Source organism: Bradyrhizobium sp. ORS 285, from assembly GCF_900176205.1.
Taxonomy (GTDB): Bacteria; Pseudomonadota; Alphaproteobacteria; order Rhizobiales; family Xanthobacteraceae; genus Bradyrhizobium.
On sequence record NZ_LT859959.1, the window covers coordinates 286,692 to 301,867 of the forward strand.

9 protein-coding genes and 5 pseudogenes are annotated in these 15,176 nt (G+C 63.2%); all 14 read left to right on the forward strand.

Annotated elements, in window-relative coordinates:
* Nucleotides 1-92: 92 nt before the first annotated feature.
* On the forward strand, nt 93-1,211 hold the full coding sequence (locus BRAD285_RS01280) for an IS630 family transposase (protein WP_035646847.1): 1,119 nt from the start codon (nt 93-95) through the stop codon (nt 1,209-1,211).
* A 380-nt stretch (nt 1,212-1,591) separates the two neighbouring features.
* Nucleotides 1,592-2,158 (forward strand): annotated as a pseudogene (locus BRAD285_RS36040) (DEAD/DEAH box helicase); the annotation flags it as partial.
* A gap of 1,051 nt (nt 2,159-3,209) precedes the next feature.
* Nucleotides 3,210-3,416, forward strand: a pseudogene (locus BRAD285_RS01290) (RepA replication protein); the annotation flags it as partial.
* A 215-nt stretch (nt 3,417-3,631) separates the two neighbouring features.
* Nucleotides 3,632-3,925, forward strand: a pseudogene (locus BRAD285_RS01295) (S26 family signal peptidase); the annotation flags it as partial.
* 820 nt (nt 3,926-4,745) lie between these two features.
* A complete protein-coding gene (locus tag BRAD285_RS01300; RefSeq protein WP_035646858.1) occupies nt 4,746-6,506 on the forward strand; it encodes a DUF3363 domain-containing protein in 1,761 nt (586 codons plus the stop codon).
* Nucleotides 6,507-6,525: 19 nt separating this feature from the next.
* Complete coding sequence (locus BRAD285_RS01305; protein ID WP_006612558.1) at nt 6,526-8,514, forward strand: conjugal transfer protein TraG; 1,989 nt, start codon at nt 6,526-6,528, stop codon at nt 8,512-8,514.
* Nucleotides 8,515-8,524: 10 nt separating this feature from the next.
* Nucleotides 8,525-8,953, forward strand: a complete 429-nt coding sequence (locus BRAD285_RS01310) for a CopG family transcriptional regulator (protein ID WP_006612557.1) — start codon at nt 8,525-8,527, stop codon at nt 8,951-8,953.
* A gap of 135 nt (nt 8,954-9,088) precedes the next feature.
* Nucleotides 9,089-9,616 (forward strand): CopG family transcriptional regulator, encoded by a 528-nt coding sequence (locus BRAD285_RS01315; RefSeq protein WP_006612556.1) that lies wholly within the window; start codon nt 9,089-9,091, stop codon nt 9,614-9,616.
* A 43-nt stretch (nt 9,617-9,659) separates the two neighbouring features.
* Nucleotides 9,660-11,024, forward strand: coding sequence for a nitrate/nitrite transporter (locus BRAD285_RS01320; protein ID WP_006612555.1), 1,365 nt, complete (start codon nt 9,660-9,662; stop codon nt 11,022-11,024).
* A gap of 275 nt (nt 11,025-11,299) precedes the next feature.
* Nucleotides 11,300-12,265, forward strand: a complete 966-nt coding sequence (gene trbB / locus BRAD285_RS01325) for a P-type conjugative transfer ATPase TrbB (protein ID WP_035646840.1) — start codon at nt 11,300-11,302, stop codon at nt 12,263-12,265.
* Between the two features lie 53 nt (nt 12,266-12,318).
* The gene (locus BRAD285_RS01330; protein WP_050886883.1) at nt 12,319-12,585 is read left to right on the forward strand and encodes a TrbC/VirB2 family protein; all 267 of its coding nucleotides are present in this window, start codon (nt 12,319-12,321) and stop codon (nt 12,583-12,585) included.
* Entirely contained in the window at nt 12,585-12,848 is a 264-nt protein-coding gene (locus tag BRAD285_RS01335; protein WP_006612552.1) for a VirB3 family type IV secretion system protein, read from the forward strand. The genes BRAD285_RS01330 and BRAD285_RS01335 overlap by 1 nt, the downstream gene beginning before the upstream one ends.
* Nucleotides 12,849-12,856: 8 nt before the next feature.
* Nucleotides 12,857-14,398, forward strand: a pseudogene (locus BRAD285_RS01340) (conjugal transfer protein TrbE); the annotation flags it as partial.
* Nucleotides 14,397-15,176: pseudogene (locus BRAD285_RS01345) on the forward strand (type IV secretion system protein); the annotation flags it as partial. The pseudogenes BRAD285_RS01340 and BRAD285_RS01345, both read left to right, overlap by 2 nt.

The window sequence follows — 15,176 nt, forward strand, 5'->3', positions numbered from 1 at the left end:
TAGTGTCCCGAGTCACAAGTTCGCAATCATAGATTCGCAGTAGATTCGCGTCGCTGTGCCAAGAATTGAGGCAAACAGCGACGGAGGCTACAATGGCTGTCCAGCACCTTTCCCCCCTGATATTGAGCGATGACGAGCGCGCCGAACTGACGTCGCTGACGAAGCGGCGGAAGACGGCGCAGGCGCTGGCTTTGAGAGCCCGGATCGTGCTGACCTGCGCGGAAGGCGGTCAGAACACGGACGTGGCGGCGAAGCTAGGCCTGGAGCGGGGCACAGTAGGCAAGTGGCGACGGCGTTTTGTAGAGCAGCGCGTGGCCGGGCTGCATGATGAACCGCGCTCCGGCGCGCCTCGCACGATTGACGACGCCCGCATCGAAGCCGTGATCGTGAGAACGTTGGAGAGTTGCCCCGAGAACGCCACTCACTGGAGCTCCCGGGACATGGCGAAGGCGAGCGGCCTATCCGTATCGACGGTACGACGCATCTGGCGGGCCTTCGGCCTCCAGCCGCACCGGATGGAGACGTTCAAGCTCTCGACCGACCCGAACTTCGTGGCCAAGGTGCGCGATGTCGTAGGCCTCTACGTCTCACCGCCGGAGCACGCCATCGTTCTGTGTGTGGACGAGAAGTCCCAAATCCAGGCGCTAGACCGCAGCCAGCCGATGCTGCCGATGCGTCCCGGCCAAGCAGCCCGAAGAACCCATGACGACAAAAGGCATGGCACCACATCTCTGTTCGCTGCCCTCGATATTGCGACCGGACGGGTGATTGGCAAATGCTACGGGCGCCATCGCGCAGCCGAGTTCCGCAAGTTCCTTGACGAGATCGAAGCGAGAGTGCCGTCTGAGCTCGACGTTCACTTGGTCATGGATAACTACGCCACGCACAAGACGCCATTGATCCAAAGATGGCTCGTAAAACGGCCGCGCTGGCACGTCCACCTGACCCCGACCAGTTCGTCGTGGCTCAACCAGGTGGAGCGCTTCTTCTCGCTCCTCACCGATAAGAAGATCAGGCGCGGCGTCTATCGCAGCGTAGCCGCCCTCAGGGCAGACATCGCCTCATTCATCGAACGACACAACGCCGATCCGAAACCGTTCCGATGGACCAAATCCGCCGACGACATCCTTGCTTCCATCGAGCGCTTCTGTCGTTACAATGCCCCGAAAAAACAAGACCTGATGTTGCGAACTTCTGGTTCAGGACACTAGTCAACCCGACGATTGCGCACAGGCTGCTACTACTCTGCGATGCCGTTGGCTAATATCGCTGTTGAGCTTTATCTGAAATGAACGATTTTCCATATCCTGCACATTAAAAGTGTGCGAATCAATAGTTCGAATTCAGATTGTGGGCGATCTTATTGTTGAATGAATAGAGGATTGGCGTCGTGGATATATTCAAACTCGATGGCGCTTTGATAGAAAGATATGAAGCGTTCGCTCGCTCATTCTCTGAGATCCGCGCGCCTGAAATTCGCAAGCAGGTCGATGCTGCTTATCGAGAGCAGCGCTTTTGGCCCGAGCCTCTCATTACAATCAATCCGCATTTCGAGGCTGGTCATTCAGTCGATCAACTTGTCGATCAGGGTGTGCTAGATCCAGCTCTCAGCAGGATATTCATAGGTGGCCCGCATAGGGCGCCGATCAAGCTTCATCGCCATCAGGAGCGTGCTGTCGCGAAAGCCCGCAACGGCGAAAGCTTCATCGTAACAACCGGCACAGGGTCGGGAAAATCGCTCTGCTTCTTCTTGCCGATCGTCGATGCGGTCGTGCGCGCGCGGCGCGCTGGCGAGGCTCAGCGGACGCGCGCGATCATCATTTATCCGATGAACGCTTTGGCCAACAGCCAACTTGAGGAGCTGGAAAAGTTCATTGGCGGCTCGGGAGTGGAAGAGGAGCTCCGTCCGACCTTTGGTCGCTATACAGGCCAGGAGAGCGATGCCGATCGACAAGCCATCGCCAAGGCCAAGCCGGACATTTTGCTCACAAACTTCATGATGCTCGAACTGCTCATGACGCGCCAGGACGATCTCGATCGTGCTGTCATCGCCAACGCGTGCGGCTTGGATTTCTTGGTGCTGGATGAATTGCACACATATCGCGGGCGACAAGGAGCTGACGTCGCGATGCTGGTGCGCCGCGTCAAGGACCGCCTTGTCAAAGAGCGAAAGCTGCTGTGCATCGGCACGTCGGCGACGATGTCGAGCGCGCAGGACGAGATGGAGCGAGCAAGTGCAGTGGCGCGCGTTGGCAAGCTCATTTTCGGCGAAGAACTAAGTCCGGCTTCGATCATCGATGAGAATCTTGCCCGGGCGACGGATCCTCGGATCGACAGTAAGAGCCTCGGAGCATCGCTTGTAGACGCGGCTCGAGCGCCAATTCCCGCCGATCTCAAAGACAAGGAGCTGTACGGCAATCCGCTTGCCTGCTGGATCGAAACCGAGATTGGGCTCGCTGAAGGTGAAAAGCTCCGCCGTCGCCCACCCATGACGTTAAGCGAAGCGACTGAGAAGCTAGCAGCTCAGACAAAGAGTCCCTCTGGGGAATGCAGGAATGCTCTGGCCGGAATGCTGTCTTTGATGGGGCGTCGAGAGGACCTTCGCGGTGGCATCAGCGACCGCGCATTCCTGGCGTTCAAGCTTCACCGCTTTATTTCCGGCGCCGGGCACGCCTATGCAACGCTAGAGCCTGCCACCGGCCGGCGTGTCGTGTTGGAGGGGCAGGTCTTTCATCCATCTGATCCAAACGCACGCCTATATCCAGTCTTCTTCTGCCGAGAATGTGGTCAGGAGCATCATAGCGTGCGCATCGAAAACGCGCTGGATGGGGTCCGCGTTCTTGCGCGGGCTATCGATGAGCCGGCAAGAGAAGACCCTGAACCAGACGGCTCGCGAGCGGGCTTCTTGGTTCCCGCTGTTAACGTCGATTTCCAGTTCGGGGGCGCTGTCGCTGACTATCCGGACGATTGGCAAGAAACGACGCCGGCCGGACAGGAGCGCCTCAAGGGAGGACACCGCGGCAAGCATGAGGGGCAGCTCCTTTTAGTGAAGCCTGATGGATCGCTCGGCGACGACGGGGTGCCAGCCTGGTTCTTCAGCGGCAAATATCGTTTCTGTCCCCACTGCCGCCATCAACCGCCTCAACAAGCACGCGACATCAACAAGCTGGCGGGCCTGTCAGCTGAAGGCCGCAGTTCGGCGACGACGCAAATCCGGCAGCCTCTCGCCGCTCAAACATTTCGCCTACGACCTGCGCGAGATCGTCCGCCGTCAGACATTGCCGGGCTACGAGCTCGTGCTCACCCGCGATCCGAACGGGACCGAGCGGCTGAACTTTACGGCCGCCGTCACGGACCCTGTCGCGCGCCGCTTCGCTAGGCATCCCTCATCGAGCGCTGCGGGGGACAAGCTGTGAATTGGCTCGTGCTATCGGGGACCGGAAGGCTCGTGCCATCGGGGACCGGATCCTCGTGCTATCGGGGACCGAAATCGGTCTTAAGTCGCTCTGTCCGCTTGGCTTTTCGGCCCCTTAACTTACCTAACTGCAAAATCCTTCGGATTTTGTCTAACGGGCACCGTTAGCGCCGCCCCGTTGGACGCCCGCCGCCTTTGCGTGGGCGGTCCTCAGGGGTGCCGGTCGGCGTGCCGATGCTGAAGCGGATCCTTGCCCTTCCCGGCCAAACCGTCTGTCGCCGCGCACTCGCGATCATCGTGGATGGCGTCGAAATCGGCGCCGCGCGATCGAACGATCACCATGGTCGTCCGCTTCCGGATTGGCAGGGATGTCGCATCGTCGGCGACGGGCAGATCTTCCTGATGAATTGGCAGTCGGACAGCTCGTTGGACGGCCGGTATTTCGGTTTGACGGCGATGTCGGATGTCGTCGGACGCGCGGTTCCCGCGTGGACCAGGGAGCCGTCGTGATGCGCTCGATCTGCAGCCGACTTGCAATGAAACCGTCTGACCCGCAGCAGAGCCGCAGCGGCTTTGGGGCTCTTAGCAGTGCTGCTAGCACCAGTGTTAGCACTATTGATAACGCCTGCTCGGGCGTCCATTTGGGTGCTATTGATAACACCGAAGGTCAATTTGCGGTCGAATGCCGTGCCGGGCAACCCCATGCTCAAAGAGCGTACGCCTTGCACTCCGGGCGTTTGTCTGGCGCCGGATTAGACGACGAAAGAGCTCGTTGGCCGAACGACTCAGATCGTGCAGTTGCCGCCTGCGGCCCTCGTCCGGACTACGCGAGACTGCACGGCGAACGACGGAAGTTTGCTCTCCTTCCGGCACCATCGTTGCAGCAGATTCAGTCGGTTGCTGAGGCCCTTAGCGGCCGATCTCCGGCCGACCTGTCGTCTGATGACGAGCACTGCCGTGACATGTCAGATGCCGCTCAGCCGGCTTTCCTGGTTGCTGCCAACCTGCCGTCATGTCGCACACCGCGCGCGCTGGTGGCGGCCAACGTTCTCGGCTTGTTTCGGGGTCGCCGTTTCATCTCTAGACTCGTCTGGAGTACGACGCGACGCGCGAACGTACGAACTAATAGCGCCGTAGAGAGCCAGCCGGAATCGAGCGACGTTTCAGGGCAAGATAAAAGGGGCTCGCCGGTTGAACGCCAAGCCATTGACATGGCTTGCGTTCAACCGTGCCGGTCGGTCGGAGCGCGTGCCGCGCTCTGCACTTTTAGTAATGAGATCAATGTTGTTTTCGGCACTGTAGAGTTTTGGGCCGCCTTGGGGCGCCGCGCATGAGCACGAGCGAGCGCGAGCTCCGCATCCGACCTGGCCGCATTCGTCAGGGGCGGAGCGCCAAGACGAAGAGCTTCATCAATCGCGTGCTGCGGGCGGCGAATGCAGCGGGGCACATGCCGCCGCTGTCAGTCGTGAATGGACGCTACGCGGTACGGGCACATTCGACCTTCGGGCGGGGCCGCGTCAGCTTCAGCCGAGAGCGGCTGTTCGCCCCCGCCCGACGGGTGACGGTCAAGGCGCGTATCGCAAGACACAAGGGGCGCGCGTTTCGTTCAGCGCCTCTGGTGACGCATCTCGCTTACCTGAAGCGGGACGGGGTAACGCGCGATGGCGAGCCGGCGCGGATGTTCGATGCAACTGGCGATCAGGCCGATGAGGCTGGCTTCGAAGCGCGGGGCAGGGGTGACCGGCATCACTTCCGGTTCATTGTGTCGCCGGAGGATGCCGCCGATATGGTGGACCTCAGGGCCTTCACCCGCGATCTGATGCGACAGATGGAGGCCGATCTCTCGACGCGATTGGAGTGGATCGCTGTCGACCATTGGAACACGGATAATCCACACGTCCACGTGCTCGTCCGCGGCGTCGACGAGACGGGCGCGGATCTCGTGATTTCTCGCGACTACATCAGCCGCGGCTTGCGCGCTCGTGCCGAGGAACTGGTTGCGCTCGAACTCGGTCCGAAGCCGGAGCACGAGATCCGCAGCGCGCTGGGGAGGGAGATCACAGCCGACCGTTGGACGCGCATCGATCGTGAGATCCGGATGGTGGCCGACGAGGTCGGCGCGATCGATCTTCGTCGAGACGCGCCCGGTCTTCCGGATCGGCAGGTCGTCGGACTAATGCGGGGGCGTCTACAATATCTCGAACGGCTGGGGCTCGCGACTGCGGCCGGCCCGAACGAGTGGATGGTCGAGCTCGGCGCCGAGCGGAAGCTGCGGGAGCTTGGAGCGCGCGGCGACATCATCAAGACCATGCATCGTGCGTTCGTTGTCCGCGGCGAAGAGCGCGCTGTCGCGGATTACACCATCGACGGCTTGGTGGCTGACTCGCCGATTGCTGGCCGACTGGTCGACCGCGGGCTGCACGACGAACTGACGGGCGAAGCCTATGCAGTGATCGACGGCGTGGATGGCCGAGCCCATCACGTCCGGTTCCGCGGGCTCGAAGCCTTTGCACAGGCGCCGCCGGCCGGCGGCATCGTCGAGGTTCGCCGCTTTGGCGGATCAGACGAGGCCCGGCCCACACTGGTGCTGGCGACGCGGTCCGACCTAGGCCTGGCCGACCAAGTCGGGGCCGAGGGCGCGACCTGGCTCGACCATCGGCTGGTCGAGCGCGAGCCCATGCCGCTGGCCCATGGCGGCTTCGGGGCCGAGACCAGGGACGCGCTTCGCGCCAGGGCCGAGCATCTCGTGCGCCAAGGTCTGGCCCGGCGTGACGGTCAGCGGATCGTCGTCCAGCGCGATCTTCTGAAGACGCTGCGGCAGCGGGAGCTCGAGGCTGTCGGCGCTAGGATCTCGTCCGAGTTCAAGCTCCCGCATCTGCCGGTCGCGGCCGGTGTGCCGATCGCCGGGACCTACCGCCAGCGGCTCGTACTCACCTCCGGTCGATTTGCCCTGATCGACAATGGGCTCGGCTTCTACCTCGTGCCGTGGTCGCGCGAGATCGATCAAAGGCTCGGCAAGTCAGTCTCGGGACTCGCCAAGGCCGGGGGCATCGAATGGCAGATCGGTCGCAAGCGCGACCTCGGCCTCTAGGTTCATCGGGAGAGCGTACATGCCGGCGACCAGGATTCTGTGGGGCCAAGTCTTTGCTGTCGCGCTGATCGTGCTGGTCGCGATCTGGGGAGCGACCGAATGGACGGCGTGGCAGCTTGTGTTTCAGCCACGACTGGGTCCGCCGTGGTTCACACTTGCAGGTTGGCCGGTCTATTGGCCGCCGGCGTTCTTCTGGTGGTGGTTCGTCTATGACGCCTACGCGCCTGCGGTGTTCGCTGAGGGCGCGGCCATCGCGGCGCTGGGAAGCATCGTGGCTGTCGCGGCCGCGATCGGCATGTCGCTGTGGCGGGCGCGTGAGGCGCGGATCGTTGCGACCTACGGGTCTGCACGCTGGGCTGAGCCGGCGGAGGTGGAGAGGGCTGGGCTGCTCGGCGAGGACGGTGTGGTCCTGGGGCGTCTCGGCCTACGCTATCTTCGTCACGAGGGACCCGAACACGTCCTCTGCTTTGCGCCGACGCGTTCCGGCAAGGGTGTGGGTCTCGTGGTGCCATCGCTTCTGACCTGGTCGGGATCAGCCATCGTCCACGACATCAAGGGCGAGAACTGGCAGCTGACGGCCGGCTTCCGCGCGCGGCACGGTCGGGTCCTGATATTCGACCCGACCAATCCGCATGCCTCGGCCTACAATCCGCTGCTCGAGGTCAGACGCGGGGCATTCGAAGTCCGAGACGTCCAGAATGTCGCCGACGTGCTTGTGGATCCCGAAGGGTCGCTCGACAAACGCAACCATTGGGAAAAGACCAGCCATTCGCTGCTGGTCGGCGCCATCCTTCACGTCCTCTACGCCGAGCCCAATAAGACCCTCGCTGGCGTTGCAGCCTTCCTGTCAGATCCGAAGCGTCCCATCGAGACCACGCTGATGGCCATGATGGCGACGCCCCATCTGGGCGAAGAGGGGCCGCATCCCGTCATCGCATCGAGCGCACGCGAACTCTTGAACAAATCGGAGAACGAGCGATCAGGCGTGCTGTCGACTGCAATGTCGTTCCTCGGGCTCTACCGCGATCCTGTCGTAGCCGAGGTCACCGGCCGCTGTGATTGGCGCATCGCCGATCTGATTTCTGGCGAAGAGCCGACCACGCTGTACCTCGTCGTGCCGCCGTCCGACATCTCCCGCACCAAGCCGCTCATCCGGCTCGTGCTGAATCAGATCGGCCGTCGCCTCACCGAGGATCTGCAGGCGCGCGAGCGCCGGCATCGCGTGCTGATGATGCTGGACGAGTTTCCGGCGCTCGGACGGCTCGACTTCTTCGAATCTGCGCTCGCCTTCATGGCGGGCTACGGGATCAAGAGCTTTCTGATCGCGCAGTCGCTCAATCAGATCGAGAAGGCCTATGGGCCGAACAACGCGATCCTGGACAATTGCCATGTCCGGGTTAGCTTTGCCACCAACGACGAGCGGACCGCCAAGCGTGTCTCGGATGCGCTCGGCACTGCCACCGAAATGCGGGCCATGAAGAACTATGCCGGTCATCGCCTGGCGCCCTGGCTCGGCCACCTCATGGTCTCGCGCCAGGAAACCCCGCGGGCGCTGCTGACGCCGGGCGAAGTGATGCAGCTGCCGCCGACCGATGAGGTTGTCATGGTCGCGGGCGCGCCGCCGATCCGGGCCAAGAAGGCCCGCTACTTCGAGGACCAGCGGCTCGTCTCTCGGATCCTGTCGCCACCAGAGTTCACTCGATGCGAGACGTTGCGACGGAAAGACGACTGGTCGGTTCTCGCGCCAATCGCGGCGGTGCTGGCCAAGTCGGAGGCGAGATCGCCGGCGAGCGAGGATCAGGCCAATGGTGGTTTGCGCCGTGAGCCGGAGCTGCCGGAGCACGTCGCGATTGCGACTGAAGCGGTGCCGGCGGACCCAGCTGACGAGTTCTCGCTCGTGCTCGATGATGATGACCAAGCGCCTCTTCCCAGAAGTGGTCGAGATCCGACGATGGTGGGTGTCGCGCGCCAAGCTGCGCTCGACCCTGGCGACGATCTCGGTCTCTGAGGATCGTCCGATGCGTGATCGCATGAATGTCTACTTCCCGCCCGCGCTGCTGAAGCAGATCACCGAGCTGGCCGACCGCAAGAAGCTGTCGCGCTCGGCGATCGTGGAGGCAGCCGTGCTGTCCTTCCTGTCGCCCGACGGCGCTGACCGCCGCGAGGCGGCCTTCACCCGCAGGCTCGACCGGCTGTCGCGGCAGATGCAGCGGCTGGAGCGCGATGTCGGCATTCTTGCCGAGACGCTCGCGCTGTTCGTCCGCTTCTGGCTGACCGTAACACCACCACTGCCGAACGAGATGCAGTCCGCGGCGCAGCTCAAGGGGCGTGAGCGCTTCGAAGGCTTCGTTGAGGCGCTTGGCCGGCGGTTGCAGAAAGGACAGAGCTTCTTGCGGGAGATCCCGGAGGACTTCGTGAGGAAGACACCGGAAGAGCCAGGCGAATGAGAGACGGCTTCGGACAGGGGCGAAGCAGGCGTCTACGCTGGAGCTTCTTTTCCTGCGCTTGAGCGAGAACGCTCGCTCGCCTCAGGTGCCATTCAGCAAGCAGGGGGATATCGACGGACCAAATGGGTCCGAACGATGAAGAAGAAGATCACTCTGCAGCTCTCTGATGAGATTCTCGATCGTCTGAAGAGCGCGACGGATGAGCGATGTGTGAACCGCGCGATCCTGGTGGAGAAGGCGCTGGAGCGCTTCCTTCGTGAGCCGGTGGATGGCGGAGCGCCGTCGCAAAATCGACTAAGTGGGTTGGAAGAGCAGCTCGAAGGCATTCAGCGGGATCTGAAGGCGCTGAATGAAACGGTCGGCCTGCATGCCCGCTATCACCTGGCCTTGACGTCGCTCGGGCGGGACGGGACCACCAAGGCGACGGCGGATCATTCTGGGGAGGCTCCAGGGAGCGGACGGGTTGAAGCGGAGGTTCGCGAGCGTGTAACGGCGGACCTTTCTTCCGAGCAGGGTGGCGAGCCCTTGCCGTTCGGAGCTCCGACCCGTCGTGCGAACCACACCGGGATCGCGGCGCCGATCACTGAGGTGTCGTGGGGTGTGCCGGCCGCCCGGGAGGGCGGCGAGGACCCCTTTCGCCTTGCGGAGGGATTGCTGCGCTGAGCAATCTTACCCGAACTGTCCCCGAGAGGCTGGGCCGGACTACATGTTCGGCAGGAAGGGAGCAGACGCCAAGGACGGCGGTGCCGGAATCTCCGGCTGGGCTGTCGTGGCTCTGGTCTTCATGCCATTCGCGGCCGGGTATTTCCTGTCGTACCTGTTCCGGACAATCAATGGCGTCGTCTCCGCACGCTTGGCCCCGGAGCTCGGACTGAATGCCGCCGATCTCGGCCTGATCACGGCCGTCTACTTTCTGGTGCTCGCGGCCGCCCAGATCCCGGTCGGCGTGATGCTCGATCGCTACGGGCCGCGGCGCGTGCAGAGCGCTCTGCTTCTGGTTGCTGCGTTCGGCGCAGCCGCGTTTGCGCGCTCGTCCGGGCCGCTCTCGCTGCTGATGTCGCGCGCTGTCATTGGGCTTGGCGTCGCAGCTGCTCTCACCGCCGGCTTGAAGGCGATCGTTCTCTGGTTCCCGCGGGAGCGTGTGGCGCTCGTGAATGGATACATGGTCATGCTCGGCGCGCTTGGTGCCGTTGCCGCCACGCTTCCAGCAGAAGCAGTGCTGGCGAAAACTGGATGGCGGGATCTGTTCGATATCCTGGCCGTGACCACAGCGGGCACGGCGATCCTGATCTTCTTCCTGGTCCCGGAGCGCGATGTCGAGGCGTCATCCGCATCGGCCGGCGGCGGTCTGCGAGAGATCCTGGCTGATCGACGTTTCTGGAGGATCGCGCCGCTCTCGGGCGCCTGCATCGGATCGGCCTGGTCGATGCAAGGTCTCTGGGCACCCGCGTGGCTGACGGACGTCGAGGGTATGACACGGACCGAGGTCGTGACGGCGCTCTGTGCGACGGCCATCGTGCTCAGTCTTGGGGCTTGGCTGCTCGGCATGCTCGCGAGTTGGACTCGCGGGAAAGGCATCAGGTCCGAGACATTGCTCGCGCTCGTGGCGGTCCTGTTCATCCTGGCCCAACTGGCGCTGGTGCTACGACTGCCGCTGCCGTCGATCGGTCCCTGGTTGATGATCGCCATTGTGGGATCGGCAACCGTGCTGAGCTTTGCAATCATCTCGGACTATTTTCCCAAGGAGATGGCGGGCCGAGCGAACGGCGTTTTGAATGTCGTGCATTTCGGGTGGGGTTTCCTTGCTCAATACGGGACAGGACTGCTGGTGGCGCAATGGGTCCAACAAGACGGACACTACCCGGCCGTCGCTTATCAGGTCGCGTTCGGCGTCAATGTTGCCCTGCAAGCTGCTGCCCTTGTTTGGTTCGCAATTCCGCACCGAAGGCGAGCGATAAGGCAGTCAGACGATCGATTCAGCTTCGCATCGGCTAAGGGCGCTGACGATTTCGGATCGTACTCCGAACTGCCTGTTCTGATCGAGGAGCCGGCGGTTCAAGGCAAGTGGTGAGGCGGTCGGTCCGACGTCCTCAGACCCTCTGAACGCGAGATCCGAGAAAAATTCGTGACGCATGACGGGCCGCCGCGCCTTCGAGATGCGGCGGCTCGTCGCGCACGCCGACAATTGTTTGGCGATCCTCCGGAAGCGGACCAGGCTCAGCGTCTACGCTTTTCTTCGCCAGAGCACGCAGACGGCAAGGGTGATCTTGCTCGGTTCGAGCTGCTGCATTCTTTGATTGTCCGGTTCGCGCAGCGTGAGTGCGCTTGACGAGTCGGAGATCAGGGGTGACCGAGATCGCTCAAACGCAGAGTGCCTCGCGTGGCGCGCGTATGCTGCGGACAGCTCTGGGGTCGGCAATAGAGCTCCTTCTCGACGATGCATCTGTGGTCGAGGTGATGCTCAATCCGGACGGCCGGCTCTGGGCTGATCGTCTGGCATCTGGTTTGGTCGACACGGGCGAGATGGTTTCCGCTGCCGATGGCGAGCGGATCATTCGTCTCGTCGCCCACCATGTCGGGCTCGAGGTCCATGCCGGATCTCCACGCGTCTCGGCAGAATTGCCAGGTACGGGCGAACGGTTCGAAGTTCTGATGCCTCCTGTCGTTGCCGCGCCGACCTTCGCGATCCGCAAGCCGGCCGTCGCGGTCTTCACGCTCGATCATTACGTCGCGGACGGGATCATGAGCCAGGTGCAGGCTGGTGGCTTGCGGAAAGCCGTGCTCGATCGCTGCAACATTCTGGTGGCTGGAGGCACGTCGACGGGCAAGACCACGCTGACGAACGCGCTGCTAGCCGTCGTTGCCGAAACCTGCGACCGCGTGGTGCTGATCGAGGATACCCGTGAGCTGCAGTGCCACGCGCCCAATCTGGTTGCGCTTCGGACCAAGGACGGCGTGGCGTCGCTCTCCGATTTGGTTCGTTCGTCTCTGCGCCTGCGGCCGGATCGCATTCCGATCGGCGAAGTGCGCGGTCCCGAGGCGCTCGATCTCCTGAAGGCCTGGGGCACGGGCCATCCCGGGGGTATCGGGACGATTCACGCGGGCTCCGCGCTCGGCGCGCTCCGGCGGCTGGAGCAATTGGTCCAGGAAGCCGTGGTGACTGTACCGCGAGCCCTGATCGCCGAAACCATCGACGTCATCGCTGTGCTGACGGGCCGCGGTCGAGCGCGCTGCCTGAGCGAGCTGGTGCGCGTGGAGGGGCTTTCTGAATCCGGAGACTACGTCCTCGCACAGATGGGAGATCACAGGTGACGACACCGACGAGAATATTGCTGGCGAGCTGGGTTGTTGCGACGGCGCTTTCGATGCTGCTTGACGCCCCCGCTCACGCCGCCGGTTCGAACATGCCGTGGGAGCAGCCGCTCAATCAGATCCTGCTGTCGGTCGAGGGGCCGGTCGCCAAGATCGTCGCCGTGATCATCATTATCACGACCGGTCTGTCGCTTGCCTTCGGAGAGACCTCGGGCGGTTTCCGGCGGCTGATCCAGATCGTGTTCGGGCTCTCCATCGCCTTCGCTGCCTCGAGCTTCTTCCTGTCGTTCTTCTCGTTCGGCGGCGGGGTGGTGATCTGATGGATGAAGAGGTCAAAGGTTTTGCCGCGCCGGTTCATCGCTCCCTGACGGAGCCGATCCTGCTGGGTGGGGCGCCGCGCTCTGTCGCGATCGTCAACGGCACGCTGTCGGCCGCGTTGGGCCTTGGTTTGCGGCTCTGGTTCTTCGGCCTGCTGCTTTGGTTCGTCGGTCACATGATCGCAGTGTGGGCCACGAAGCGCGATCCGTCCTTCATCGAAGTGGTGCGCCGTCATCTGCGCATTCCCGGTCATCTCGGTCAGTGAGATCAGCCATGTTCAATCTCGCCGAATATCGCCGCACCAACATCCGCCTTGCTGACTTCCTGCCCTGGGCGGCGCTGGTCGATGAGGGCATCGTCCTCAACAAGGACGGCTCGCTGCAGCGGACGGCGCGCTTTCGAGGTCCCGATCTGGAGAGTTCGGTCGAGTCCGAGCTCGTGGCGGTCGCTGCCCGCCTCAACAACACGCTGCGACGGCTGGGATCGGGGTGGGCCATCTTCGTGGAGGCCCAGCGGCATTCGGCGGGAGCTTATCCGCCCTGCATGTTTCCGGATGCCGCGTCCGCGCTGGTCGATGCCGAGCGGAAGGCGCAGTTCGAGGAAGAGGGGGCCCACTATGAGTCAAGCTATTTTCTGACCTTTCTCTATCTGCCGCCGCGCGAGGACGTCGCACGTTCCGAACGCGTGCTCTACGAGGGCCGGCCGCAGCCGGATGGTGTCAATGGGCGGGAGATCTTGCGCGGTTTCGTCGACCGAACCGATCGCATCCTGCAACTGATTGCGGGCTTCATGCCGGAATGCGCCTGGCTCGGTGACGACGCCGTGCTGAGCTACCTGCAATCGACGATCTCGACCCAGCGCCAGCGCGTCCGCGTCCCCGAAATCCCAATGCATCTCGATGGGTTGCTCGCCGATCAGCCGCTCACCTGCGGTCTCGAGCCGATGCTGGGATCGGTTCATCTGCGTGTTTTGACTATCGTAGGGTTTCCGTCGGCGACGACGCCGGGGATTCTGGATGATCTCAATCGGCTGGCTTTTGCCTATCGCTGGTCGACCCGCGCCATCATGCTGGACAAGCAGGATGCCGTGAAGCTCGTGACGCGAATCCGCCGGCAATGGTTCGCCAAGCGCAAATCGCTGGCTGCTCTTCTCAAGGAGGTGATGACCAACGAGGCAGCGAGCCTGGTGGATACCGACGCCCACAACAAGGCGATCGACGCCGATGCGGCGCTGCAGGACCTCGGCTCCGATGACATCGGCCAAGCCTATGTCACGGCGACCGTGACCGTCTGGGATGCGGACCCGGCACGAGCGGACGAGAAGCGGCGGCTGGTTGAGAAGGTCATCCAGGGGCGCGACTTCACCTGCATGGCCGAGAGCGTGAATGCCGTCGAAGCCTGGCTCGGCGGATTGCCTGGGCACGTCTACGCCAATGTTCGACAGCCTCCGCTCTCGACCCTGAATCTGGCGCATATGATTCCGCTGTCCGCCGTCTGGGCCGGCGAGACGCGTGACCATCACCTCAAGGCTCCGCCGCTGCTATTCGGCCGAACGGAAGGGGCGACGCCGTTCCGGTTCGCGCTACATGTCGGTGATGTCGGTCATACGCTGGTGGTCGGCCCGACTGGTGCTGGAAAGTCGGTTCTGCTGGCGACGATGGCTCTGCAGTTCCGCCGCTATCCCGGCTCGCAAATCTTCGCCTTCGACTTCGGCGGCTCAATGCGGGTCGCAGCGCTCGCCATGGATGGTGACTGGCACGACCTCGGTGGTGCGCTGTCGGCCGAGAGCGAGAGCTCGGTTGCGCTGCAGCCCTTGGGTGGTCGTGCTGCTCGCCTTCTTCATCCTGGCGATCCAGATCTTCGTCACCCTCATCGAGTTCAAGCTGACGACGCTCGCCGGCTTCGTGCTGATCCCGTTTGGCCTATTTGGCAAGACGGCGTTCGCTGCTGAGCGGGTGCTCGGGAACGTCATCTCGTCGGGCATCAAGGTCCTCGTACTGGCCGTGATCTCCGGCGTCGGCTCGACGTTGTTCACGCAGCTGACGCAAGCCGCCGGTGGCGATCCGCCGACGATCGACAGCGCCATGGCTCTGGTACTGGCATCGCTGTCGCTGCTCGGTCTCGGACTGTTCGGACCTGGCATCGCCAATGGACTGGTGTCTGGCGGGCCGCAGCTGGGCGCCGGTAGCGTTGCCGGCGCATCATTGGCGGCAGGCGGCCTTGTCGTGGCTGGCGCTGGTCTCGCGACAGGAGCTGCGGGGCTCGGTGGTGCTGCCTTATCTGGCTCAGCAAAGGCGGCTGCTTCTATTCGCTCTGGTGTGTCTAGCGCTTTGCGCGGCGGCATGACCGGAGATGATGAGGCGGAGGCAACCGCAAGCCCGCTTCGTCATAAGGCGGAAGCACGGAGGAGCGGAGTCGATGGCTCTCATGGAGCCGAGGGCGGCGGTTCGGCCGGCGGCTCGCCCCGTTGGGCGCAACGCATCAAGGCGGCGCGAGCCATTCATCAGGGCACATCCACGACCACGCAGGCCGTGCGCAACGCCGAGCAAGGCGGGCATGGCGGCTCGATTGATCTCTCCGAGGGGAAATCCTGA

Excerpts from the sequence above, each read along its gene's own strand:
- BRAD285_RS01335 (WP_006612552.1), top strand. The coding sequence starts at position 12,585 with ATGGATGAAGAGGTCAAAGGTTTTGCCGCGCCGGTTCATCGCTCCCTG.
- BRAD285_RS01300 (WP_035646858.1), top strand. The coding sequence starts at position 4,746 with ATGAGCACGAGCGAGCGCGAGCTCCGCATCCGACCTGGCCGCATTCGT.
- BRAD285_RS01320 (WP_006612555.1), top strand. The coding sequence starts at position 9,660 with ATGTTCGGCAGGAAGGGAGCAGACGCCAAGGACGGCGGTGCCGGAATC.
- BRAD285_RS01315 (WP_006612556.1), top strand. The coding sequence starts at position 9,089 with ATGAAGAAGAAGATCACTCTGCAGCTCTCTGATGAGATTCTCGATCGT.
- BRAD285_RS01330 (WP_050886883.1), top strand. The coding sequence starts at position 12,319 with ATGCTGCTTGACGCCCCCGCTCACGCCGCCGGTTCGAACATGCCGTGG.
- BRAD285_RS01305 (WP_006612558.1), top strand. The coding sequence starts at position 6,526 with ATGCCGGCGACCAGGATTCTGTGGGGCCAAGTCTTTGCTGTCGCGCTG.
- BRAD285_RS01310 (WP_006612557.1), top strand. The coding sequence starts at position 8,525 with ATGCGTGATCGCATGAATGTCTACTTCCCGCCCGCGCTGCTGAAGCAG.
- BRAD285_RS01280 (WP_035646847.1), top strand. The coding sequence starts at position 93 with ATGGCTGTCCAGCACCTTTCCCCCCTGATATTGAGCGATGACGAGCGC.